The sequence below is a fragment of the Candidatus Brevundimonas colombiensis genome (assembly GCA_029202665.1).
Classification (GTDB): domain Bacteria; phylum Pseudomonadota; class Alphaproteobacteria; order Caulobacterales; family Caulobacteraceae; genus Brevundimonas; species Brevundimonas colombiensis.
Genome location: CP119326.1, coordinates 662812 through 685925, shown reverse-complemented (window position 1 = coordinate 685925; position 23114 = coordinate 662812). Strand labels below are relative to the sequence as shown.

Here is a 23114-nt window from a genome sequence, read left to right as displayed (position 1 = left end):
CTAGCGAAGCTTCGTGACAATGGCGAGGCGCCCGCCGGTCAATCTCGATTTCGCTGCGTTGCAGCAATTTATGACGGACGCACGGTTGCGGATCGGGGCATGGGGGCGCATCTGGCCCGGATGTCTACTTCCCTAGCGTCAGCACCCGCCAAGAAGGAACCCGGTTTCGTCGAGTTCGTCTGCCTCATCGCCCTGATGATGGCGCTGAACGCCCTGGCCATCGATTCCATGCTGCCGGCCCTGCCGCATATAGGCGCCGACCTGGGTGTGGCCAACGCCAACAGCCGCCAGTGGGTGGTCACCGCCTATCTGCTGGGCTTCGGCGGGGCGCAGCTGATCTATGGGCCGCTGGCGGACCGGTTCGGGCGAAAGCCCGTGCTGCTGGTGGGAGTGGGCCTCTATGTGGTGTTCAGCCTTCTGGCGACCCTGGCGCCGACCTTCGACATGCTGATCCTGGCGCGGATCGGCCAGGGGCTGGGCAGCGCCTGCACCCGCGTGCTGGCCGTCTCCATCGTTCGCGATCGTTACGAGGGGCGGACCATGGCGCGGGTCATGTCGTTCAGCTTCCTGGTCTTCCTGGGCGTGCCGATCCTGGCGCCGTCCATCGGCCAGATGATCATGCTGGTCGGGCCGTGGCGCTGGATCTTCGCGGGGCTGGGCCTGATCGGGGTCGGCCTGATGGTCTGGGCCTCCCTGCGGCTGCCCGAGACGTTGAAGCCCGAGGATCGTCTGCCGATCCAGGTCAAACGCCTGGCCTCGGCCTATCGGGTCGCGCTGACCGACCGCACCGCCGTCGGCTATACGCTGGCCATGACGGCGATCACCGGGGCGCTGTTCGGCTTCATCAACTCGTCCCAGCAGATCTTCGCCGACGTCTTCCATGCCGAGGCGGCGTTCCCGGCCATCTTCGCCCTGATCGCGGGCGGGATCGCGGCGGCGTCGCTGGTCAACGCCCGCATGGTGGTCAAGCTGGGGTCGCGCAAGATTTCGCACACCGCCCTGATCGGCTTCACCGCCATTTCCGCCCTCCATGCGGCGGTGGCGTTCAGCGGGCATGAATCGCTCTGGACCTTCGCGGTGCTGCAGACCCTGACCATGTTCTGCTTTGGTTTGATCGCCGGCAACTTCGGCGCCATGGCCATGGAGACGATGGGCCACATCGCGGGCACCGCCGCCTCGATCCAGGGGTTCGTCTCCACCATCGTCGGCTCGCTGCTGGGCTTTGCGGTGGGTCAGCAGTTCAACGGCACCACGGTCCCGATGGCGGCAGGCTTCACCCTGTTCGGCCTGGTCGCCCTGGTATGCGTGCTGTTCGCCGAACGCGGCCGGCTGTTCCGGTCGCACCACCTGCCGCCGGTCGCGAGCGCCTAGACCGAGACTTGATCTTTTCGGCGTTTCCGCGCGTTCTCGGGCCAATCGTTACGGTCAGCCCAGGAAAATCCCAATGAAGCGCAAAGCGCTCGGCCTCGTCTCCGCCCTCGCCCTCGCCGCCGCTATGGGGGTCAGCGCCTGTTCCACCGCCACCGGCGGTTCTGCGATGACCCCGCCCGCCATCGCCCCCGCTCCGGGGCCGGAGGCGGTCGACAGCCACACCTACGCTCGGCCCGAGGTGGCCCGCGTGGTCGATGTGGCGCTGGACCTGACCGCCAACTTTGAGGCCAAGACCCTGTCGGGCACGGCGACGCTGGACATCCTGGCTGTTCCCGGCGCCAACGAGGTGATCCTGGACATCCGCAACCTGGATATCCAGGACGTGCGCGACGCCGCCGGTCAGCCGCTGCGCTTTGTGGTGGGGGATGACGACGCCATCAAGGGCCAGCCCCTGACCGTCTATTTCCCGGCCTTCGCCGCCAACGAGCGTCGCAAGATCACCATCCGCTATTCGACCCGTCCCGACGCGGCGGCGCTGCAATGGCTGAACCCCAGCCAGACGGCGGGCGGCCAGAAACCCTATCTGTTCAGTCAGGGCCAGGCGATCCTGACCCGGACCTGGGTCCCGACCCAGGACAGCCCCGGCATCCGCCAGACCTATTCGGCCCGCATCACCGCACCGGCCGACCTGACCGTGGTCATGAGCGCCGACCACCTGACGCCGAACGGCGAGCCTGCAGCCAACGGCATGAAGACCTGGCGCTTCCGGATGGACAATCCGATCCCGCCCTATCTGATCGCGCTGGGCGTCGGCGACATCGCCTTCGCCCCGTTCGACGGCCGCTCCGGGGTCTGGACCGAGCCCAGCCGCCTGCGCGCCGCTCAGTGGGAGCTGGAGCCGACCGCCCAGATGGTGACGGCCGCCGAGCGGCTGTATGGCCCCTATCGCTGGGGCCGCTATGACCTGCTGGTTCTGCCGCCCTCCTTCCCGTTTGGCGGGATGGAGAACCCCAAATTGACCTTCGCCACCCCGACCATTATCGCCGGCGACCGGTCGCTGGTGTCGCTGGTCGCGCACGAACTGGCGCACTCCTGGTCCGGCAATCTGGTGACCAACGCCACCTGGAACGACTTCTGGCTGAACGAAGGCTTCACCGTCTATTTCGAAAACCGGATCATGGATTCGGTCTATGGCCATGACCGCGCCATGCAGGAACAGGTGCTGGGCTGGGACAGCCTTCAGGACACGTTGAAGTCCCTGCCGGCCGCCGACACCCGGCTGCATCTGGACCTGAAGGGCCGCGATCCCGACGACGGCATGAACGACATCGCCTACGAAAAGGGCGCCCTGTTCCTGCGCACCGTCGAGCGCAACGTCGGCCGCGAGCGGTTCGACGCCTGGCTGCGCGGTTACTTCGACCGCAACGCCTATCGGCCCATGACCACGGCCATGTTCCTGGACGACATCCGCGCCAATCTGGTGAAGGGCGACGCGGCGCTGGAATCCGAACTGCAGCTGGACGCCTGGGTCTATCAGCCCGGCCTGCCGTCCAACGCCGTCGCCCCCGTCTCGCACGCCTTCGAGCCGGTGGACGCGGCCGCCGTCGCCTTCTTCAAGGACAAGGGACCGGCCTCGGCCATTCCGTGGGCGAACTGGAACACACAGCAGCGCCAGCGTTTCCTGGGCTGGCGTCCCGACGGCCTGCGCACCGGCGCCGACTGGCTGACCGATGCGCAACTGGCCGATCTGGAGCGGACGCTGAACCTGGCGAACGAGGGCAACAGCGAACTGACCTTCGCCTGGCTGCAGATCGCCCTGGCGCATCGCTATCAGCCGGCGGTCGCCACGGCCGAGAAATTCCTGACCAGCCAGGGCCGCCGCAAGTTCGTCCTGCCCCTGTTCCAGACCCTGTGGAACGAGGGCGACTGGGGGCGCGCCAACGCCCGCCGCATCTACGCCGAGGCCCGGCCGCTGTATCACCCCGTGACCACCGGCTCGGTCGACCAACTGGTTGGGCGGCCGTAGGGTCCATCATCATCTCCTCCCCACTCGTGGGGAGGAAGGCCGCAGCCATCGCAAAGCGGCCGGTCCATTCACGAAGATGCTTGCCCGCGTTGCGGTGCGGCGCCCTATCGTCTATCCCGCGACACGGATTTTCGACTGGAGTTTCCCCATGGCTGACCTCGCCCCCGGCGTCGTGACCCTCTTCGGAGGATCGGGCTTCATCGGGTCGCAGGCGGTGCGCGCCCTGGCGCGGCGCGGCTGGCGCATCCGCATCGCCGTGCGCAACCCGGTCCTGGCCATCGAGATCCAGCCGCTGGGCGACCCGGGCCAGATCCAGTTCATGCGGTGCGACATCACCAGCGCCGAGGACGTGGCGGCGGCGGTGCGCGGCGCGGACGCGGTGGTCAATCTGGTCGGGGTGCTGCACGACGGCGGCGGCAAGCGCGGCTTCGACGCCGTTCATGCCCAGGCGGCCCAGACCATCGCCTCGGCCGCCAAGGCGGCGGGCGTCAAACGTCTGGTTCAGATTTCGGCGATCGGGGCGGACGCCATGAGCCCCGCCGCCTATGGCCGCTCAAAGGCCAAGGCCGAGGATGCGGTGCGCGCCGTCTATCCCGACGCCGTGATCCTGCGTCCGTCGCTGGTGTTCGGCGCCGGCGACGGCTTCCTGAACCGTTTCGCGGCCCTTGCCGTGCAGTCGCCGATCCTGCCGTTGATCGGCGGCGGCGAGACCCGATTCCAGCCGGTCTATGTCGGCGATGTCGCCGAGGCTGTCGCGCGCGGCGTGACCCGCGCCGATGCGGCCGGCCGCACCTTCGAGCTGGGCGGGCCCAGCGTCTTCACCTTCCGCGAAATCCTGGAGCTGGTCCGTCGCGAGACCGGCCGCGACCGCCTGCTGGTCTCGGTGCCGTTCTTTGTCGCCAAGCCGTTGGGGTCTCTGCTGGAATTGACCGGCCTGATCGGCGTCACCCCGCCGCTGACCAAGGATCAGGTCTTCATGCTGGAAAACGACAATGTCGTCGGCGCTGATGCGCGGGGCCTCGACGCCCTGGGCATCGATCATGCGACAGGCATGGAGGCGATCGCGCCGTCCTATCTGTGGCGCTACCGCGTCGGCGGCCAGTTCGCCGCAGCGCCAGCCTACTGATCCATCCCCATCCGATGCCGCCGTCGGTCGCTTTCGCGGCCGGCGGCGCTTCGCATATGGGAACAAAGAGTGCACAGCTTAAGAATGCCGGCCACGCAGTCCCAGTTCTCCTCGACCGACACGCCTGATCTGAACGAGGCGCGGGCCCTGCTGTCGCGCGTCTGGGGTCATGCCGATTTCCGGGGGTTGCAGGGGCAGGTGGTCGAGCAGATCCTGTCCGGCGGCGATGTGCTGGCCGTCCTGCCGACCGGCGGCGGCAAGAGCGTCTGCTATCAGATCCCCGCCATCCTGCGCCCCGGCCTGGGTCTGGTGGTGTCGCCGCTGATCGCCCTGATGACCGATCAGGTCGAGGCGCTGAAACAGCAGGGCGTGGCCGCCGCGCGTCTGGATTCCGGCGTGTCCCTGGACGAGCGTTCGGCCATCTGGCGCGCGGCGCGGTCCGGCGAACTGGACCTGCTCTATGTCTCGCCCGAAGGTCTGGCGGCGGGGGCGATGATGGATCGGCTGGCCGAACTGCCGCTGAGCCTGATCGCCATCGACGAGGCCCACTGCGTGTCCCAGTGGGGTCACGATTTCCGCCCCGACTATCGCAATCTGGGCCTGCTGGCCGAGCGGTTCCCCGATGCGCCGCGCATCGCCGTCACCGCCACCGCCGACGCCCGCACCCGTGACGACATCCTGCGCTCCTTACGGCTGGAAGACGCCAAGGTCTTCGTCGACAGTTTCGCCCGCCCGAACCTGCAACTGTCGGCCGAGCGCAAAGAGAGCGCCTCGCGCGCCAAGACCGACGCGCGGGTCATCGAACTGGTCCGCGAGCGGCGGGGCAAGTCGGGCGTGGTCTATTGCGGCAGCCGCGACGGCTGCGACCGCGTGGCCCAGGCGCTGCGCGACGCCGGGACCAACGCCATCGCCTATCACGCCGGCATGGACACGCGCGAACGCGACCGTCGGCTGGAACGGTTTCTGGCCGAGGAAGGCGCCGTCATGGTCGCCACCATCGCCTTCGGCATGGGGGTCGACAAGGCCGACGTCCGCTTCGTCATCCATGCCGATCCGCCCGGCAGTCTTGAGGCCTATTGGCAGGAGATCGGCCGGGGCGGGCGCGACGGCGAACCGGCCGAGGGCATCACCCTGTACGGGCCCTCCGACATCGCCTGGTCCCTGCGTCGTCTGGACAGCCGCCCGATGGCCGAAGAGGTCAAACAGGTTCAGGTCAGGAAGACCCGCCAGCTGTTCGCCATGCTGGACGGCGCCGTCTGCCGCGCCCAGGCCGTGCGCCGATACTTCGGCGAACACGACGCCCAACCGTGCGGCGTCTGCGACATCTGCGGCGACCCGCCCCAGCTCTATGACGCCACCGTCCCGGCCCAGAAAGCCCTGGCGGCGGTGCAGCGGCTGGGCGGCCGCTTCGGGCGCAACCGCGTCGTCGATCACCTGACCGCCCGCACCAAGGACGTCCAGCCTTGGGAGCAGTCGCTCTCCACCTGGGGCATCGGGCGTGAAATCTCGCTGACGTCGTGGCGCGAGATCGTCGATCATCTGCTGTTCGAGGGCCTGCTGGTCGAAGACCCCAACGACGGCAAGCCGCTGGTGGGACTAGGCGATCCCGAGGCCGTGCGCGCGGTCTATAAATCGGAACGCCAGATCGAGGTCCGCCGCGCCCCGTTGCGGGCGGACGCCGCCCCACGCCGCCGCGACAGGTCGGGCGAGGGGCGCAATGCGGCGCTGGAGACGATGGACGCCGATGTCCGCGCCCGGTTCGAGGCTCTACGGGCCTGGCGCCGCGACCGCGCCTCGGAACAGCACGTCCCGCCCTATGTCATCTTCCAGGACAAGACCCTGCTGGAGATCGCCCACGCCGAGCCGGGCGACCTGAACAGTCTGGGCGCGATTTCAGGGGTCGGTCAGTCCAAGCGGGATCGCTACGGAAAGGGCGTGCTGGAGACGTTGAAAGCCCTCTAGATCGGATCAGACTTCCGGCTTGGGCGGGGCGGTGATGACCTCGACATTGTCGTTCAGCAGATAGGACAGTTCGGACAGGGCGACGGCGCGGTCGGCCGGATTGGCGGCGGCCTGAACGGCCTGGACCTTGCGGGGCATGTCTTCGGAAATGCCGCGCAGGATGCATTTCAGGTCGCCGTCGGTGCCGCGTTCCTTCAGGATCAGGTGGCCCTGCATGTCCAGCGCGGCCAGCTGTTCGGCCTGGGCCTTAAAGCCCGTGAAGGCCTGGCTGGTGAAGAAGGCGGCGTCGTCGGCGGCCTTGGCGGCGGCCCAGCCGTCGACCATGGCTTTCAGGCTGGTCGAGCGCGAGACGATGTTGGCGAACAACGGCTCGCCCGCCACCGAGATTGGCGCGCCGGGAACCGCCGTCGGCTGTTCGGCGGCCAGGGCGACGGCGGGATTGGACATCGCCAGGGCGATCGTGAGAGCAAGGCCGCAGGACATTGAGGTGACTTCCTGTTTCAGCGTCCGCTGGGACGTTGAACCTGAATACGCCCCAGCCGTAAACGAGTGTTTACCCTGTCATTTGCCTGATGGAGACGACGATGACGTCCGACGCCGCCTGGACCGCCTTCGACCAAGCCGCCGCCGAGGCCGCCTCCGCGCGGATCGTCGATCAGTTCGCCGCCGATCCCGATCGGCTGTCGCGGATGTCGGTCGAGGCGGCGGGCCTCTATCTGGACCTGTCGAAACAAAGCTGGACCCGCGCGGCGTTCGACACCTGTCTGGACCTGGCGCGGGCGTCCGATGTCGAGGGGCGTCGCGCGGCCCTGTTCGCCGGTGAGGCGGTCAATCTGACCGAGGGGCGGGCGGTGCTGCATCCCGCCCTGCGCGCTGCGCCGGGCGCCGACTTCAAGGCGCTGGGCCAGCCGGTCTCGGCCGAGGTGGACGCGGTGCGGGCGGACATGAAGACCTATGCCGACGCCGTGCGCTCGGGCGCCGAGGCCGGGGCGACGGGGCGCCGGTTCGAGGCCATCGTCCATGTCGGGATCGGCGGGTCGGACCTGGGGCCGCGCGTGGTCTGGGACGCGCTTCGTCCGCTGAACCCGGCCATCGATCTGAGATTCGTGGCCAACATCGACCCGCGCGACATGGCTGAGGCCCTGACCGGGTTGGACCCCGAAACGACCCTGGTCGTGGTGGTGTCCAAGACCTTCACCACCCAGGAGACCCTGGCCAACGCCGAGGCGGCCAAGGCCTGGCTGGCGGCGTCCCTGCCGGCCGAAGGCATGACCAGACATTTCATCGGGGTGACGGCGGCGCCGGACCGGGCGGCGGCCTTCGGCTGCGGCCGCACCTTCGCCTTCCGGGACTGGGTCGGGGGACGCTATTCCCTGTGGTCGGCGGTCAGCCTGTCGTGCGCCATCGCCCTGGGTTGGGACGCCTTCGAACAGATGCTGGCCGGCGCCGCGGCCATGGACGATCATTTCGTGTCGGCTCCGCTGGAGCGGAACGCGCCCATCCTTTTGGCCCTGGCCCAGGTGTTCAACGTCGACGGGTTGAACCGGCCGGCCCGCACGGTGGCGCCCTATGCCCACGTCCTGCGTCGCCTGCCGTCCTTCCTGCAGCAGCTGGAGATGGAATCGAACGGCAAGCGGGTGCATCGCGATGGCGCGCTCGTGACGCGTCAGACCTGCCCCGTCGTCTTCGGCGAACCGGGCACCAACGGCCAGCACGCCTTCTTCCAGCAGGTCCATCAGGGGCCGCAAGTCGTGCCGGCCGAGTTCGTCATCGTCGCCAGGACGCACGCCGACGCACCGGAATCGCCGCTGTGGTCCAATGCCCTGGCGCAGGGGCAGGCGCTGATGGTCGGCAAGACGACCGAGGCGGCCAAGGCCGAGGGTCTGGCCCAGGGGCTGTCGGAAGCGGAGGCGGACCGCCTGGCGCCCCACCGCACGTTTACGGGAAACCGCCCCTCGACCGCCATCGTGATGGATCGGCTGACGCCCCGGACGCTCGGCGCCCTGCTGGCCCTCTATGAGCACAAGACCTTCGTGGAAGGCGTGATCTGGGACATCAACAGCTTCGACCAGTGGGGCGTGGAACTGGGCAAGGTGCTGGCCAAGGCCATTCTGAAGGACGTCGATGCGGGCGGTCCGTCCGTCGAACTGGACCCGTCCACGGCGGCGCTGATGAGGCGCTTGATGGGTTAGGACCTCAGCCGGACGTTACGGCGTCGATGGTCAGGACGCGGCGGATCGCCCTGCGGCTGGCCGGCGGCGAGCGATGCAGCACGACCGGAAACTCAGGCCAGGCCGCCCAGCCTTCGGCCGAGCCTTTCATTATGGCGATGTCGCCCGGATGCAGGGTGCGGACGCGCCGCCGCGTCTCGGCGCGACGCGCGTTCAGGTCGTGGCCGATCTCGCTGGCGAAGGCCCATTCCGACCCCAGGCCCTGATAGGTCGCGATCAGCCGCACCGAGACCGCGTCCTGATGAAAGCGCGGGCAGACGCGTGTGGTCGTGGTCTGAAACCGTGCGCGCCACATCGGCCCGCCGCTGACGGCGGCCAGTATGTCGCCCAGCCCCTGGATGTCGTCCAGCAGCCAGTCGGGGGCCGGGCCCGACGGCGCGATCCACATTCCGTCGCATGTCGCCTCGAACAGATCGGGGGCGTCGACCGGATTCGGCGCAGGGCGCGACCAGACCGCCATCCTGACCTGAGGCTCCATCAGAGTGGTGAAGACCGTGGGCGTGACCCCCTGAACGACTGCGCCGACCGCCATGAAAGACCTTGATGACCGTAAGTGTTATAATATAACAAACTCCGATACCGGCTGTAACGCCAGGCTTCAAGGGAGAAGGTTTTGTCAGAGTTCCGCAAACTGCCCGTCACCGTACTGTCGGGCTTCTTGGGGGCGGGAAAGACGACCCTGCTGAATCACGTCCTCGCCAATCGCGACGGCCTGCGCGTCGCGGTGCTCGTGAACGACATGAGCGAGGTGAACATCGATGCGGCCCTGGTTCGGGACGGCGCCGACCTGTCGCGCACAGAGGAGCGGCTGGTGGAGATGTCGAACGGCTGCATCTGCTGCACCCTGCGCGAAGACCTGCTGCTGGAGGTCGGCAAGTTGGCGCGTGAAGGGCGGTTCGACTATCTGCTGATCGAATCCACCGGCATCTCCGAGCCCATGCCGGTCGCCGCCACCTTCGATTTCCGCGACGAGGACGGCTTCAGCCTGTCGGACCTGGCGCGGATCGACACCATGGTCACGGTGGTGGACGCCTTCAACTTCCATCGCGACTATCCTTCGACCGACCGGCTGAAGGCGCGCGGCGAACATATGGGCGAGGGCGATGAACGCACGGTCGCCAATCTGCTGGTCGACCAGGTTGAGTTCGCCGACATCATCGTCCTGAACAAGATCGATCTGCTGGACGAGGGGAAACGGGGCGTGCTGAAGGCCATGTTGAGCCAGTTCAATCCGCACGCGCGGATCGTGGAGGCGGTGCGCGGCCAGATTCCGTTGGGTCAGGTGATCGGCACGGGGCTGTTCGATATGGCGCGGGCGGAGAGCGCGGCAGGCTGGGCCCAGGCCCTGCGCGGCGAGGTGGCGCCCGAGACGGAGGAATATGGCGTCTCAAGCTTCGTCTACCGCGCCCGCCGTCCGTTTCATCCCCGCCGCCTGCACGACCTGTTCGGGCGGGAATGGCCGGGCGTATGGCGTTCCAAGGGCTTTTTCTGGCTGGCCAGCCGCATGGACCAGGTCGGCGCCTGGAGCCAGGCGGGGGCGGTCACCGAACATGAATGGGGCGGACTGTGGTGGGCCTCGGCGCCGCGCGACCGCTGGCCGACCGACAATGACGAATGGCGCGAGGGTCTGGAGGCCGTGTGGCGCCAGCCTTACGGTGATCGTCGCCAGGAAATCGTGCTGATCGGCAAGGACATGGACCGCGAGCGGCTGACCGCCCAGTTCGACGCCGCCCTGCTGACGCGGTTCGAGATGGAGCGCGGTCCGAAAGGCTGGGCGCGGTTTGACGATCCCTTCCCCTATTGGGGGCATGGTCGCGACGCCGCCTGACGACGAAAAAGGGCGTCTCTTTCGAGACGCCCTCGGCCGCTCTGGACCGACAGCTTACCAGCGACGGTCGTAGCGATAGTCGCGGCGATCGTCCTGACGATAATCGCGACGGTCGTAACGCGAATCGTAACGGCGGCCATCGTAGCGGTAGTCGTAGCCGTATCGGTTGCTGTCGATGCCGTGCTCGCGTTCCCAATGACCCTGGTTCCGGTAGCATTGGCCGCCGCGATAATAGCCGCAGCTGGAGCCGCGATTGCTGGCGACCGCGCCCACCGCCGCGCCGGCCAGGGCGCCACCCGCGATATAGTTGCCGTCGCCGTTGCCGTAGATGGCGCCGGCCAGACCGCCCACCGCCGCGCCGATCAGGGCGTTGCGGCCGGTGTTGTCCCGGTCACGGGACTGGGCCGAGGCGGGGGCCGCCATCAGGGTCATGGCGACGACCGGGGCGGCGACGACGGCGGTGATCTTCAGCAGCTTGGACATATCCGTCTCCTTTGTTTCGGGGGTCGATGATCTGTGGCAGCGCATCGACGTTGAGAGGGTTCTAGCGGTCCGCGTCTGAACGCACCGCCAGACGGTCGTTCATCCTGGGTTCACCGCGCCCAGCGGCGTCAGGGCGCGGGCCTGGCGCGTCAATGTCCGTTTCTTCGCATTTGTTTCACCGGCCTCTCCTTGACGGTCCCGACGCCCGCCCCTACTTGCGCGGTGTGTTGGCACTCTCTGCGGTCGGCTGCCAAAACGGCGATCGCGAGAGGGCTGGCTCACCGTTTCAGAACGCCCCGATCCGGGGGTTTTTAAGGGAGAAGTCCGATGGCGTTCCGTCCGCTCGGCGACCGCGTGCTGGTCAAGCGCGTTGAAGAAGAATCCAAGACCAAGGGCGGGATCATCATCCCCGACACCGCCAAGGAAAAGCCGCAGGAAGGCGAAGTCGTCTCCGTCGGCCCCGGCGTCCGCGATGAAAGCGGCAAGGTCAATGCTCTGGAACTGAAGGCCGGCGACCGCATCCTGTTCGGCAAGTGGTCGGGCACGGAAGTGAAGATCGACGGCGACGACCTGATCATCATGAAAGAGTCGGACGTGCTTGGAGTGCTGAGCTAAGGCTCAGCCCTCAGTGGCGAGTGATTAGTGGCGAGTGGCGAGCAGGTTTCCGAGTGAAACCGCCGCCGCCGCCCCAGTTTCAGATCCCTTGCCACTCGCCACTAACCACTCGCCACACATTCAAAAGGAGCAGCCCGCATGGCCGCTAAAATCGTACACTTCAACACCGACGCGCGCGACAAGATGCTGCGCGGCGTCAACGTCCTCGCCAACGCCGTCAAGGTGACCTTGGGGCCCAAGGGCCGCAACGTCGTGATCCAGAAGTCCTTCGGCGCCCCGCGCTCGACCAAGGACGGTGTTTCTGTCGCCAAAGAGATCGAGCTGGAAGACGCCTTCGAGAACATGGGCGCCCAGATGATCCGCGAAGTCGCGTCCAAGACGAACGACAAGGCGGGCGACGGCACCACCACCGCAACCGTTCTGGCGCAGGCCATCGTGCAAGAGGGCCTGAAGGCCGTCGCCGCCGGCATGAACCCGATGGACCTGAAGCGCGGCATCGACAAGGCCGTCGGCCTGGTGCTGCAAGAGGTCAAGGACAAGTCCAAGCCCGTCTCGAACAACTCGGAAATCGCGCAAGTCGGCACCATCTCGGCCAACGGCGACTCTGAAATCGGTGAGCTGATCGCCCAGGCCATGGCCAAGGTCGGCAACGAAGGCGTCATCACCGTCGAAGAAGCCAAGACCGCCGACACCACCGTCGACGTCGTCGAAGGCATGCAGTTCGACCGCGGCTATCTGTCGCCCTACTTCATCACCAACGCCGACAAGATGGAGGTTCAACTCGAAGAGCCGCTCATCCTGCTGTTCGAAAAGAAGCTGACCAGCCTGCAAGCCATGCTGCCGATCCTGGAAGCCGTGGTGCAGTCGGGCCGTCCGCTGCTGATCATCGCCGAGGACATCGAAGGCGAAGCCCTGGCGACCCTGGTCGTCAACAAGCTGCGTGGCGGCCTGCGCGTCGCCGCCGTCAAGGCTCCGGGCTTCGGCGATCGCCGCAAGGCCATGCTGGAAGACATCGCCATCCTGACGGGCGGCCAGGTCATCTCGGAAGACCTGGGCATCAAGCTTGAGAGCGTCACGCTCGACATGCTCGGCAAGGCCAAGAAGGTCTCGATCACCAAGGAAGACACCACCATCGTCGAAGGCGTTGGCGGCAAGGAAGAGATCGAAGCCCGCGTGGCCCAGATCAAGCGCCAGATCGAAGACACCACGTCGGACTACGACAAGGAAAAGCTGCAGGAACGTCTGGCCAAGCTGGCCGGCGGCGTCGCGGTTCTGCGCGTCGGCGGTTCGACCGAAGTCGAAGTGAAGGAAAAGAAGGATCGCGTCGACGACGCCCTGAACGCCACGCGCGCCGCCGCTGACGAAGGCATCGTTCCCGGCGGCGGCATCGCGCTGCTGAAGGCTTCGAAGATCCTGGCTGACGTCAAGGGCGACAACGCCGACCAGAACGCCGGCATCGCCATCATCCGTCGCGCCCTGCAGGCTCCGATCCGTCAGATCGCCGAAAACTCCGGCGTCGAAGGCTCGATCGTGGTCGGCAAGGTGCTGGAGAACGGCGACGCCTCGTTCGGCTTCAACGCCCAGACCGAAGAATACGGCGATCTGGTGCAGATGGGCGTCATCGACCCGGCCAAGGTCGTCCGCACGGCTCTGCAAGACGCCGCTTCGGTCGCCGGCATCCTGATCACGACGGAAGCCGCCGTCGCCGACGCCCCCAAGAAGTCGGGCGGCGCTGCTGCTCCCGACATGGGCGGCATGGGCGGAATGGGCGGCATGGACTTCTAAGTCCAAGCCTTCCGACGCTGAAACGCAGAAGGGCGGGGCCGCAAGGCTCCGCCCTTTTTTTGTGCGTTTCTTCTCTGCGAAGCGGGGAGGGGGACGGCCCCCGGGGTCTCGCTCAAGGCGAGCCCGAGGACAGGCTACGCGGTGGAGGGCGTTTGAATTCGCCAGGAGCGCCCGTGGTGCGGCGCCAGCCCCTCCGTCACGACGCGAAGAGGCGTCGCGCCACCTCCCCATAAAATGGGGAGGAGACAGCGGGTGTTTCAGAACTCGGAAATCGCGCCGGGCTGGCGCGAGCGGGTCTTCAGCCACATAACGCCCAGCAGATCCGAGACCGACGCGCGCAGGCGGCCCCAGTTGGTGTACTTGGACCGCCCCGTCTCGCGATGGCGGTGATCCACGTCCAGATACTGGTTCTTGAACCCTTCGCGGATCATCAGGGCCGGCAGATAGCGGTGGATGTGATCGAAGTAGGGCAGGCGCAGGAAGACGTCGCGGCGAAACGCCTTTAGCCCGCAGCCGGTGTCGTCGGCGTCGTCGCCCAGCAGTTTGCGGCGGATGCGGTTGGCCCAGATCGACGCCTGGCGCTTGGCCTGGGTGTCCTGGCGCTTGGCGCGGCGACCGCCGACCAGGCCGACATCGGCGGGAGCGGCCATCAGGGCGTCGATCAGGCGCGGGGCGTCGGCGGGCGGGTTCTGACCGTCGCCGTCCATCGTGACCACGACCGGGGCGCGGGCGGCGAGGACGCCGGTGCGGACCGCGCGACTTTGACCCGCATTGGTCCCGTGCGACAGGACGCGCAGGGCGGGCAGCTCGGCCATGGCGGCCTTCAACTCCGCCAGGGTCGCGTCCCTGGAGGCATCGTCCACGAAGATCATCTCATACGAGCGCCCGGCGAAGGCGGCGGCGATCTCGCGCGCCAGGGGCACGGCGGCGCCCGCCTCGTCATGGACGGGAACGACGACGGAAATCTCGGGGGTTTCAGCGCTCATCGCCGCTCCATAGACGAGAACGAAGGCTTAGGGGAGACGGCTGACGAGGACGCGGTCGCCGTGTAAGGATCGCCGGATGAAGACTTTCGATCTGGATGGCCGCATCGCCGGCTGGCGAGGCCCGGTCCTTGCGGCCCTGCTGACGCTGATCGCCGGCCTGCCCGGCCTGTTGCTGTTGCCGCCGCTGGATCGCGACGAGAGCCGGTTCGCCCAGGCCACATCTCAGATGCTGGAAAGCGGCGACTATGTCGACATCCGCTATCAGGACGAGCCGCGCTGGAAAAAGCCGGTGGGCATCTACTGGATGCAGGCGGTCGCCGTGGGCCTGACCTCGGACGTCGAGGATCGCCAGATCGCGCCTTATCGGATTCCATCGCTGCTGGGGGCCATGCTGGCCGCCTGGGCCGTGGCCTGGGCCGGGTCGGCCATGCTGGGGAGCCGCGTCGGCTTCTTCGGCGGGGCGATCATGGGGGCCACCTTCCTCTTGTCCACCGAAGCGGGCATCGCCAAGACCGACGCCATGCTGTGCGGGGCGACCACCCTGGCCATGGCGGCCCTGGCGCGCATCTATATGGCGACGCGGGCGGGCGAACGGCCCGAACGGTTGCACAAATTCCTGTTCTGGGCGGGGTTGGGACTGTCGATTCTGATCAAGGGACCGATCGGCTTCCTGGTCGTCGCCCTGGCCGTCATCGCCGTGTCGATCTGGGACCGGAACGTCAAATGGCTGTATCGGCTGGGCTGGGGCTGGGGCCTGCCGCTGGTCGCCCTGATGGTCGGGCCGTGGGCCATCGCCATCACCATCGCCACCGACGGCGGCTTCTGGCGCGAGGCCATCGGCGGCGACCTGGCGCCCAAGATCGCCGGCGCCCATGAGAGCCATTCGGGCTTCCCGGGCATGTATCTGCTGCTGGCGCCCCTGCTGTTCTTCCCCTCGACCCTGCTGCTGCCTGCCGCCGTCTCGACGGGGTGGAGCCGGCGGGCGGAGCCGGCGATCCGGTTCCTGGTCTGCTGGGTGCTGCCGGGCTGGTTGATGTTCGAACTGGCGCCGACCAAGCTGTGGCATTACACCCTGCCGACCTTCGGCGGGCTGGCGCTGCTGGCCGCCGCCGCCCTGGCCCGGCCCATCGGCAAGGTCTCGCGCGTCACGGGCGCCGTGCTGGCGGTGTTCGCCGCGCTTCTGATCGTCGGGGTCACCGTCTATGGGCTGACGGTCTATGGCACCTCGACGGCACAGACCTGGGCGGCGCTGACGGTGGTCATGGCCCTGGCGGCCGGGGCCATGGGGGCTTTCCTGCTGGTGAACCGGGCGACGGTGGCAGCCCTGGTCGCGTCGCTGGCGTTCGGCGTCGTCGCCCATGCCGCCCTGGCCGGCACGATCCGTCAGCTGCGCCCCCTGGCCGTCTCGCCCCAGCTGGAGCGGACGCTGGAGGCCGCCGACCTGCATCCACGCCAGGGACGCACGCCGGGGCCGGTGGCCATCACCGGCTTCCATGAACCCAGCTTCGTCTTCCTGACCGGGCGCGACACCGACCTGACGGACGCGCAAGGGGCGGCCGAGGCCCTGGCCGAGGGTCGGCCCGCCATTGTCGAGGCGCACGACGCGGACGCCTTCCGCGCCGCCGCCGCGCGGCTGGGCGTGTCGGGCCGCGCCGTCGGGGTGGTCACCGGCTACAACTATTCCGCCGGGGACGAGGTCAGTCTGACGGTCTATGCGCCGCCGCCCGGGACCAGCACCGGAACGGATGATGTGGGAGGCGCGTCCTGATGGGCCGGTTCATCCAGATCGTCGAGGTCGGGCCGCGCGACGGCCTGCAGAACGAAAAGGCCTTGCTGGAACCTGCCGTTCGCGCCGATCTGGTGCGACGGCTGGAGGGCGCGGGCGCGAAACGGATCGAGGCCGTCTCCTTCGTCCATCCCAAATATGTGCCGCAGATGGCGGGCGCCGAAGAGGTCATGGCCGCCCTGCCGCATCAGGACGGCCGCAGCCGGATCGGCCTGGTGCTGAACGGCAAGGGCTATGATCGGGCGCTGGCGTCCGGGATTGACGAAGTCAATGTCTCGGTCGCCGCGACGGACGGCTTCGGCCTGAAGAACCAGGGCCTGGCGGTGAAGGACCAGTTGGCCATGCTGGGCGACATCGTGAACCGGCGGCACAATGCCGAGGCGTCGGAGGGCGCGCCGTCGCTGTCGGCCGTCATCTCCTGCGTCTGGGGCTGTCCGTTCGACGGCGAGGTCTCGGCGGGTCAGGTCGCGGACATGGTCGGCGCCATTGCGGCGATGGGGATCAAGGAGATCGGTCTGGCCGACACCATCGGCGCGGGCGACCCTTGGGCGGTGACGCAAAAGGTCGAGGCGGCCAGGGCGGCGGCGCCCGGCGCGGTCCTGCGCCTGCATTTCCACGACACCCGCAACACCGGCCTGGCCAACGCCTATGCGGGCGTCGAGGCCGGGATCGACGTGCTGGACGCCTCGGTCGGCGGCATCGGCGGCTGTCCGTTTGCGCCCGGCGCCACGGGCAATATCGCCACCGAGGACCTCGTCTATATGCTGGAGCGCGGCGGGTTCCAGACGGGCTATGACCTGGACGCCCTGATCGAGACGGCGCGGTGGATCGGTCAGGCCATCGGCCGGCCGGCGCCGTCGGCGCTCAGCCGGGCGGGCCGTTTTCCTCGGCCCTGATCCCCCACGGCGTCGCTGCGGGTCTGTGGCGGCGAGGCGCAATCGGCGCTATTCATGATGAATGGACGCGACGCACGGGGGGTGGGTCGCGCAGAGGACCGACCATGCTGATCGCCATTCCGCTGCTGCTGATCCCGGTGGTCCTCTACAATATCGTGGTGTTGTTCGGCGGATCGGGCGACGCCGGCGTGGCTCAGGCGGACGTTCTGCTGCGCGATCCGCTGTTCGCCGTCACCATGACGTCCGGCGCCCAATGGACCATCGGCGCGGGCGATCTGATCCTGTTCCTGGGACTGATCCTGCTGTTCTTCGAACTGTTGAAGTCGACGTCCAGCCAGCGGGTGGCCATCATCAATCACGCCCTGTCGATGATCCTGTTCATCGGGGTGCTGATCGAGTTCCTGCTGCTGCCGGGCTTTGCGACCTCGACCTTCTTCCTGATCGTGACGATGATCCTGCTGGACGTGCTGGCGGGCTTCATCGTCACCATCGTCGCCTCGCGCAAGGATTTCGATTTCGGCGGGGCGTGACGCCCGGCCTCAAGCAGCGCGGAGCGCGGTAGGCCACACAACGATGGCCTCAAGCAGCGCGAAGCGCGGTAGGCCACACAACGATGGCCTCAAGCAGCGCGAAGCGCGGTAGGCCACACAACGATGGCCTCAAGCAGCGCGAAGCGCGGTAGGCCACACAACGATGGCCTCAAGCAGCGCGAAGCGCGGTAGGCCACACAACGATGGCCTCAAGCAGCGCGAAGCGCGGTAGGCCACACAACGATGGCCTCAAGCAGCGCGAAGCGCGGTAGGCCACACAACGATGGCCTCAAGCAGCGCGAAGCGCGGTAGGCCACACAACGATGGCCTCAAGCAGCGCGAAGCGCGGTAGGCCACACAACGATGGCCTCAAGCAGCGCGAAGCGCGGTAGGCCACACAACGATGGCCTCAAGCAGCGCGAAGCGCGGTAGGCCACACAACGATGGCCTCAAGCAGCGCGAAGCGCGGTAGGCCGAAGAAACCTGTTCTACGAGAATATCGAAAAGATCAGGGCGACGACGGCGACGTCGAAGACTTTGGCGGCGAGGCTGAAGGCGGCGGGCATGGGCGGGTCCGGCGGGGGGCGACTGGCGTCCCTTCCAGCAAACGCCGTGCCGTCGGATCAGATGTCGGTCTTGGTCGTCTTGCCCGTGGTCGGACGACGCTCGGCCGCGCCCGAATATTCGGTTCCCAGATAGGCGGAGCGGGCCGCGTCCAGCACGGGCGGGCCGCCGCGCAGGCCGCGCTTTTGACCGCCCTGGCCCATCTGCTGGGCGACGAAGGCGGCCGCGCCCGGTTCGGCGGCGGGCTGCACGGCAGCTCTTGCCGGGCGATCCTGCGTCTGGGTCTGCGGTTCGGGCGGGTCCAGCGGGACCAGATCGCGCGAGGCTGCGCGGGCGCGCCGCTCGCGTTCGCGGCGTTCGCCCTCGCGTCGCTCGATGCGTTCAGGCCCGCCGATGGGGCCGATGCGGTCGGTCATTTCGGCTTGGCGCCGGCGAGGCTGTCGATCTGGCGACGCATCTCGTCCATCTGACGGCGCATCTCGTCCAGGGCGTCAGGCGTCTTTTCGGCCGTCTCGGCGGACGGGGCCGGTTCGACCCTGGCCTCGGTCGGTTCGGCGCGCGCATAGCCGAAGCCGGGGAACATCTGCATGGCGCGTTCGAACATGGCGATGTTGGCGCGGGCCGCGTCCTCCATCAGACTGGCGCCCGCCCCGGTCCCGAAGGCGCGGCTCAGCTGGCTGGCGAACTGTTCCTGCTGGCGGCCGAAGTTGGCCAGAGACATCTCCAGATAGGAGGGCAGCACCCCCTGCATCTGACCGCCGTAGAAGCCGATCAGCTGGCGCAGGAACTGGACCGGCAGCAGGGCCTCGCCCCGGCTTTCCTCCTCGAAGATGATCTGGGTCAGGATCTGGCGGGTCAGGTCGTCATTGGTCTTGGCGTCATAGACCACGAAATCGACCCCCTCGCGCACCATGGTCGCCAGGTCCTCCAACGTCACATAGGCGCTGGTCCGCGTGTTGTAGAGACGCCGGTTCGCATACTTCTTGATGACGACCGTCTCGGCCGCATTCTTGTTTCCGCCCTTGGATTTTTCGTCAGCCACGCTTGTTCTCGCGATGTTGCAACGCGTCACTATCCCCTCTTGCGCGCTCCAGCGCCAGAGGGGGCGACAATGCGCCGGGTTCGGAACGTCGTCCTAGTGCGTAAGGGCGGGCGCCAGCACGACCCCGACCAGCACCGCCGCCCAGTGGACGGTCGCCCCGGTCACGACGAATCCATGCCAGATGGCGCGGCGGAAACGGACCTTGGGGCTGATGAAGACGAAGACCCCGGCGGTGTAGATCAGGCCGCCGATGACCAGCAGAGCCAGAGCGACGGGATGCACCGTCTCGACCATAGGCTTCAGCGCCGCCACCGCCAGCCAGCCGAAGACGACATAGACGCCGCTCCAGAACTTGTCCGAGATGCGCGGCGCGAACAGCTTCACGCCCGCGCCCATGAAGGCCAGGGTCCAGATCAGGCTGGTGAAGCCCACCGCCCACAGCCCCTCGAACCGCTGGGTGGTGAAGGGGGTGTAGCTGCCGGCGATCATCAGGAAGATGGCCGCCTCGTCCAGGCGGCGCAGAACCGGCCGCGCGGCGCACGGATTGGTCCAGTTGTAGATGGTCGAGGCCGTCAGCATCCCAACCAGGCACAGCGCGTAGATGGCCGTGGCCAGCACGCCGCCGATGCCGGTGTAAACCCCCGCCAGGCCCGCCAGGATGATGCCGCCCACCGCCGCCAGCATTAGGCCGACCACATGGACCCACAGATCCGCCAGCTTTTCGGCCCGCGTCGGATAATGGTCGATCATATCCAATTCGTCCGGCGTGCAGACGTGGGCGACAAGACGTTTGATCGTGCGCAGCATGGCCAATCCAATCCCAGATCGCCTTTATCGTTCCGCCAGAATGCGCCGACAGGGTGACGATAGGCTGAATCCGCAGCCGTACGCTTCGTCGCAGGTGACGAAGTCTTCGCGATGCGGCAAAACGGCCACGCATCCTTATTCCGCAGAGAGTGAAATCCCATGACCGAGGTCGTCATCGTCTCCGCCGCCCGCACGCCCGTCGGCGCCTTCATGGGCGGTCTGGCCGCCCTGCCGGCGTCCAAACTGGGTGAAGTCGCCATCAAGGCCGCGCTGGAGCGCGCCGGCGTCTCCGGCGACGAGGTGGACGAGGTGATCCTGGGCCATGTGCTGCAGGCCGCCGCCGGTCAGGGCCCGGCGCGTCAGGCCGCCGTGGGGGCGGGCGTCAGGAAGGAAGCCGCCGCCTGGAGCCTGAACCAGATCTGCGGCTCGGGACTGCGCGCCGTCGCCATCGCCGCTCAGCAGATCGCGCTGGGGGATGCGAAGATCGTCGTCGCGGGCGGGCAGGAAAGCATGAGCCAGGCGCCGCACGCCCAGCAGCTGCGCGCCGGTCAAAAGATGGGCGACGTGGCCTTGGTCGACACCATGATCAAGGATGGTCTGTGGGACGCCTTCAACGGCTATCACATGGGCCAGACCGCCGAGAATATCGCCGAGAAATGGGACATCTCGCGCCAGGCTCAGGACGATTTCGCCCTGGCCAGCCAGCACAAGGCCGAGGCCGCCCAGACCGCCGGCAAGTTCGACGACGAGATCGTTCCCGTGGTCATCCCGGGCAAGAAGGCCGATGTGACGGTCGACAAGGACGAATACATCCGCCACGGCGCGACCATCGAGGCGATGCAGAAGCTGCGTCCGGCCTTCTCCAAGGACGGATCGGTGACAGCGGCCAATGCGTCCGGCCTGAACGACGGCGCCGCCGCCCTGGTGCTGATGAGCGCGGACGAGGCCAGGGCGCGCGGACTGGAGCCGCTGGCCCGCATCGTTTCCTACGCCACGGCGGGGGTCGATCCCTCGGTCATGGGCACGGGGCCGATCCCGGCGTCGAAGAAGGCGCTGGAGAAGGCGGGCTGGAGCGTCGCCGATCTGGATCTGGTCGAATCCAACGAGGCCTTCGCCGCTCAGAGCCTGTGCGTGGTCAAGGAACTGGGTCTCGATCCGGTCAAGGTCAACGTCAACGGCGGCGCCATCGCCATCGGCCACCCCATCGGCGCCTCGGGCGCGCGCATCCTGACGACCCTGCTGTTCGAGATGAAGCGGTCGGGCGCGAAGAAGGGTCTGGCGACCCTGTGCATCGGCGGCGGCATGGGCGTCGCGATGTGCGTCGAGCGCGCCTGATCCGATTAGAAAAAAGGGGCGAGGTTTCCCTCGCCCCTTCGGTCCTCAATCCGTCGGATATTCGAACGGATCGTTGGGCGTCGGCTGGGTCGGCAGCGGCATCCGGGGCAGGGGCTCGTCGCGGTTGGCGGCGTTCAGCAGGAAGCTGGCCAGGATGACGGCGGCCTGCCGCAGGTCCTCGGCCTTCAGGTGGTCGTAGCTGTCGATGCTGGTGTGGTGGATGCGCGCGGAATAGTCGAGCGGGTCCTGAATGAACTGATACCCCGGCACGCCCACCGTCTGCATATAGACATGGTCGGTGCCGCCCGAGTTGCGCAGCGACACCGTGGTCGCCCCCATGCTGGCGAAGGGCGCCAGCCACTCCTGGAAGATCGGGGCGGCGGCCACATTGCCCTCGGCGTTGATGCCGCGAATCTTGCCCGAGCCATTGTCCAGGTTGAAATAGGCGACCAGGTCGCGATAGCCGGCGCGGGGTTCGATCGGCCAACGGCTGCGCCAGGTGCGGTTGTTCGGCAGGCCAGCCAGGGCGGGGTCGTTGGATGGGGCGCGGGTCGCCAAGTGTCGGTCGACATAGGCCAGCGAGCCCAGGATGCCCTGCTCCTCGCCATTCCACAGAGCGAAACGGATGCTGCGTTTGGGCCGCACGTTCAGCGCCTTCAGGATGCGCGCCGCCTCCAGAACGACCGCGCTGCCGGCCGCATTGTCCTGAGCGCCGTCCGAGGCGACCCAGCTGTCCAGATGGGCGCCGGCCATGACGTATTCCGTCCCGCGCGCCGTTCCGGGAATGTCGGCCAGGATGTTGTAGGCGTTGACGTCCTCGTCATGGAACCGCACCTCGCTGTTCAGCTCCAGCGTTGGCGGGGCGTCGGTCAGGGCCAGACGCGCCAGACGGCGATAGTCCTCCGCCGCCAACTCCATTCCCGCCAGTTTCGGCGTGGCGCCGACCTGATAGGTATAGCCCGTGCCGTGCAGCAGGCCGCCGTCGCGCTGGGATATCCGCACCCAGGCCAGGGCGCCCTGTTCGACCAGGAAGGCGTCCATCTTCGACGCGAAGTCGGCGGTCTCCAGCGATTTGCGGATGGCGGCGGGGGAATATTGCGGCTGGTTATAGGTGTTGCGCTCGGCCAGTTCGGCGCTGGTCCAGCGGCGGAAGGCCGGTTCGGTCGGCTCGGACCCCGCGCCCGGCTGGGAGATCATGACGATCCTGCCCGACAGCTTGCCGCGCCATTTGTCGAAATCCTCGACCTTGGAGAGGGGCGCGACGATCACGCCGCCGCTGATCGTGCCGTTGGTCGAGGGCGTCCAAGCCACGGGAATGGCGCGCAGGTCCAGCGGGCGCGGCGCGGTCATCCGCGCGCTGGCGCGGACGATGGACCATCCCCGACCGAACTCGAACCCCTCCGCACGCACGTCGGACAGACCGTAGTCGCGGAACTGCTGCTGCGCCCAGCGCTCGGCCTCGCGCATCTGGGGCGAGTTGGTCATCCGCCCGCCGATGCGATCGGTCAGATAGGCGGCGGTCTGCATCACCTGGCTGTGGTTGAGCCCCTGGTCGATAATGCCGTTGACGGCCACGCGGTCCACCGACTGGGCGGCGACCGGCGTGGCGAGAAGGGCGGCGGCGGATACGAAGGCGAGCAGACGCGACATGGATTCCCCTTAGCTGAACAGGGGCGCATCTGATGCGATCCGCCTAAGGAGTGCAAACCGCAATGGCGCCGTTCGCCGCGACGATCAGCCT

Annotated in this window: 20 protein-coding genes; 12 read left to right on the top strand and 8 right to left on the bottom strand. The window is 67.6% G+C overall.

The genetic code is table 11. From position 1 onward, the window contains the following. Positions 1-120 precede the first annotated feature (120 nt). From P0Y50_03215 to recQ, 4 genes are all read left to right on the top strand, one after another. Complete coding sequence (locus P0Y50_03215; protein WEK40632.1) at positions 121-1371, top strand: multidrug effflux MFS transporter; 1251 nt, start codon at positions 121-123, stop codon at positions 1369-1371. A 73-nt stretch (positions 1372-1444) separates the two neighbouring features. Continuing rightward, entirely contained in the window at positions 1445-3397 is a 1953-nt protein-coding gene (locus P0Y50_03210; GenBank protein WEK40631.1) for a M1 family metallopeptidase, read from the top strand. 148 nt (positions 3398-3545) lie between these two features. Beyond that, entirely contained in the window at positions 3546-4523 is a 978-nt protein-coding gene (locus tag P0Y50_03205; GenBank protein WEK40630.1) for a complex I NDUFA9 subunit family protein, read from the top strand. Positions 4524-4607: 84 nt separating this feature from the next. Further along, a complete protein-coding gene (recQ, locus tag P0Y50_03200) occupies positions 4608-6485 on the top strand; it encodes a DNA helicase RecQ (protein ID WEK40629.1) in 1878 nt (625 codons plus the stop codon). 6 nt (positions 6486-6491) lie between these two features. On the opposite strand, the gene P0Y50_03195 is transcribed toward recQ, so the two are convergent. After that, positions 6492-6968 (bottom strand): hypothetical protein, encoded by a 477-nt coding sequence (locus P0Y50_03195; GenBank protein WEK40628.1) that lies wholly within the window; start codon positions 6966-6968, stop codon positions 6492-6494. A 101-nt stretch (positions 6969-7069) separates the two neighbouring features. Between P0Y50_03195 and pgi the strand changes: the two genes are divergently transcribed. After that, the gene (pgi, locus tag P0Y50_03190) at positions 7070-8677 is read left to right on the top strand and encodes a glucose-6-phosphate isomerase (protein ID WEK40627.1); all 1608 of its coding nucleotides are present in this window, start codon (positions 7070-7072) and stop codon (positions 8675-8677) included. A 4-nt stretch (positions 8678-8681) separates the two neighbouring features. Here pgi and P0Y50_03185 read toward each other — a convergent pair whose 3' ends face one another. Continuing rightward, complete coding sequence (locus P0Y50_03185; GenBank protein WEK40626.1) at positions 8682-9248, bottom strand: DUF1826 domain-containing protein; 567 nt, start codon at positions 9246-9248, stop codon at positions 8682-8684. Positions 9249-9329: 81 nt separating this feature from the next. Here P0Y50_03185 and zigA point away from each other — a divergent pair, with 81 nt between their 5' ends. Beyond that, positions 9330-10544, top strand: a complete 1215-nt coding sequence (zigA, locus tag P0Y50_03180; protein WEK40625.1) for a zinc metallochaperone GTPase ZigA — start codon at positions 9330-9332, stop codon at positions 10542-10544. Between the two features lie 54 nt (positions 10545-10598). Here zigA and P0Y50_03175 read toward each other — a convergent pair whose 3' ends face one another. Then, the gene (locus P0Y50_03175; protein ID WEK40624.1) at positions 10599-11027 is read right to left on the bottom strand and encodes a hypothetical protein; all 429 of its coding nucleotides are present in this window, start codon (positions 11025-11027) and stop codon (positions 10599-10601) included. A gap of 327 nt (positions 11028-11354) precedes the next feature. On the opposite strand from P0Y50_03175, the gene groES reads away from it, so the two are divergent. Continuing rightward, complete coding sequence (gene groES, locus P0Y50_03170; GenBank protein WEK40623.1) at positions 11355-11642, top strand: co-chaperone GroES; 288 nt, start codon at positions 11355-11357, stop codon at positions 11640-11642. A gap of 138 nt (positions 11643-11780) precedes the next feature. Beyond that, entirely contained in the window at positions 11781-13427 is a 1647-nt protein-coding gene (gene groL / locus P0Y50_03165) for a chaperonin GroEL (GenBank protein WEK40622.1), read from the top strand. 257 nt (positions 13428-13684) lie between these two features. On the opposite strand, the gene P0Y50_03160 is transcribed toward groL, so the two are convergent. Next, on the bottom strand, positions 13685-14413 hold the full coding sequence (locus tag P0Y50_03160) for a glycosyltransferase family 2 protein (GenBank protein ID WEK40621.1): 729 nt from the start codon (positions 14411-14413) through the stop codon (positions 13685-13687). A 76-nt stretch (positions 14414-14489) separates the two neighbouring features. Here P0Y50_03160 and P0Y50_03155 point away from each other — a divergent pair, with 76 nt between their 5' ends. The 3 genes from P0Y50_03155 (at position 14490) to P0Y50_03145 (ending at position 17625) form a co-directional block, all read left to right on the top strand. Then, positions 14490-16181 (top strand): glycosyltransferase family 39 protein, encoded by a 1692-nt coding sequence (locus tag P0Y50_03155; protein ID WEK40620.1) that lies wholly within the window; start codon positions 14490-14492, stop codon positions 16179-16181. Further along, entirely contained in the window at positions 16181-17095 is a 915-nt protein-coding gene (locus P0Y50_03150; protein ID WEK40619.1) for a hydroxymethylglutaryl-CoA lyase, read from the top strand. Before P0Y50_03155 ends, P0Y50_03150 begins: the two co-directional genes overlap by 1 nt. A 104-nt stretch (positions 17096-17199) precedes the next feature. Continuing rightward, positions 17200-17625 carry a hypothetical protein gene (locus P0Y50_03145; GenBank protein ID WEK40618.1) on the top strand — a complete coding sequence of 142 codons (426 nt, stop codon included), beginning with the start codon at positions 17200-17202 and terminating at the stop codon, positions 17623-17625. A 623-nt stretch (positions 17626-18248) separates the two neighbouring features. Here P0Y50_03145 and P0Y50_03140 read toward each other — a convergent pair. The 3 genes from P0Y50_03140 to P0Y50_03130 form a co-directional block, all read right to left on the bottom strand. Beyond that, entirely contained in the window at positions 18249-18605 is a 357-nt protein-coding gene (locus P0Y50_03140; protein ID WEK40617.1) for a hypothetical protein, read from the bottom strand. Further along, positions 18602-19231 carry a polyhydroxyalkanoate synthesis repressor PhaR gene (gene phaR / locus P0Y50_03135; GenBank protein ID WEK40616.1) on the bottom strand — a complete coding sequence of 210 codons (630 nt, stop codon included), beginning with the start codon at positions 19229-19231 and terminating at the stop codon, positions 18602-18604. The genes P0Y50_03140 and phaR overlap by 4 nt, the downstream gene beginning before the upstream one ends. A 93-nt stretch (positions 19232-19324) precedes the next feature. Beyond that, on the bottom strand, positions 19325-20038 hold the full coding sequence (locus P0Y50_03130; protein ID WEK40615.1) for a hemolysin III family protein: 714 nt from the start codon (positions 20036-20038) through the stop codon (positions 19325-19327). A gap of 159 nt (positions 20039-20197) precedes the next feature. Here P0Y50_03130 and P0Y50_03125 point away from each other — a divergent pair, with 159 nt between their 5' ends. After that, positions 20198-21373 (top strand): acetyl-CoA C-acetyltransferase, encoded by a 1176-nt coding sequence (locus P0Y50_03125; protein WEK40614.1) that lies wholly within the window; start codon positions 20198-20200, stop codon positions 21371-21373. A gap of 45 nt (positions 21374-21418) precedes the next feature. Here the strand turns inward: P0Y50_03125 and P0Y50_03120 are convergent, their stop codons facing one another. Beyond that, on the bottom strand, positions 21419-23023 hold the full coding sequence (locus P0Y50_03120; protein WEK40613.1) for a M20/M25/M40 family metallo-hydrolase: 1605 nt from the start codon (positions 23021-23023) through the stop codon (positions 21419-21421). Between the last annotated feature and the right edge of the window lie 91 nt (positions 23024-23114).

What these genes read in the sequence shown, in the direction of transcription:
- P0Y50_03195 (WEK40628.1), bottom strand. Translation starts at nt 6,968, where the DNA reads ATGTCCTGCGGCCTTGCTCTCACGATCGCCCTGGCGATGTCCAATCCC.
- P0Y50_03205 (WEK40630.1), top strand. Translation starts at nt 3,546, where the DNA reads ATGGCTGACCTCGCCCCCGGCGTCGTGACCCTCTTCGGAGGATCGGGC.
- P0Y50_03215 (WEK40632.1), top strand. Translation starts at nt 121, where the DNA reads ATGTCTACTTCCCTAGCGTCAGCACCCGCCAAGAAGGAACCCGGTTTC.
- groES (WEK40623.1), top strand. Translation starts at nt 11,355, where the DNA reads ATGGCGTTCCGTCCGCTCGGCGACCGCGTGCTGGTCAAGCGCGTTGAA.
- P0Y50_03120 (WEK40613.1), bottom strand. Translation starts at nt 23,023, where the DNA reads ATGTCGCGTCTGCTCGCCTTCGTATCCGCCGCCGCCCTTCTCGCCACG.
- P0Y50_03210 (WEK40631.1), top strand. Translation starts at nt 1,445, where the DNA reads ATGAAGCGCAAAGCGCTCGGCCTCGTCTCCGCCCTCGCCCTCGCCGCC.
- P0Y50_03145 (WEK40618.1), top strand. Translation starts at nt 17,200, where the DNA reads ATGCTGATCGCCATTCCGCTGCTGCTGATCCCGGTGGTCCTCTACAAT.
- P0Y50_03175 (WEK40624.1), bottom strand. Translation starts at nt 11,027, where the DNA reads ATGTCCAAGCTGCTGAAGATCACCGCCGTCGTCGCCGCCCCGGTCGTC.
- groL (WEK40622.1), top strand. Translation starts at nt 11,781, where the DNA reads ATGGCCGCTAAAATCGTACACTTCAACACCGACGCGCGCGACAAGATG.
- recQ (WEK40629.1), top strand. Translation starts at nt 4,608, where the DNA reads ATGCCGGCCACGCAGTCCCAGTTCTCCTCGACCGACACGCCTGATCTG.
- pgi (WEK40627.1), top strand. Translation starts at nt 7,070, where the DNA reads ATGACGTCCGACGCCGCCTGGACCGCCTTCGACCAAGCCGCCGCCGAG.
- P0Y50_03125 (WEK40614.1), top strand. Translation starts at nt 20,198, where the DNA reads ATGACCGAGGTCGTCATCGTCTCCGCCGCCCGCACGCCCGTCGGCGCC.
- P0Y50_03155 (WEK40620.1), top strand. Translation starts at nt 14,490, where the DNA reads ATGAAGACTTTCGATCTGGATGGCCGCATCGCCGGCTGGCGAGGCCCG.
- P0Y50_03140 (WEK40617.1), bottom strand. Translation starts at nt 18,605, where the DNA reads ATGACCGACCGCATCGGCCCCATCGGCGGGCCTGAACGCATCGAGCGA.
- P0Y50_03185 (WEK40626.1), bottom strand. Translation starts at nt 9,248, where the DNA reads ATGGCGGTCGGCGCAGTCGTTCAGGGGGTCACGCCCACGGTCTTCACC.
- P0Y50_03160 (WEK40621.1), bottom strand. Translation starts at nt 14,413, where the DNA reads ATGAGCGCTGAAACCCCCGAGATTTCCGTCGTCGTTCCCGTCCATGAC.
- P0Y50_03130 (WEK40615.1), bottom strand. Translation starts at nt 20,038, where the DNA reads ATGCTGCGCACGATCAAACGTCTTGTCGCCCACGTCTGCACGCCGGAC.
- P0Y50_03150 (WEK40619.1), top strand. Translation starts at nt 16,181, where the DNA reads ATGGGCCGGTTCATCCAGATCGTCGAGGTCGGGCCGCGCGACGGCCTG.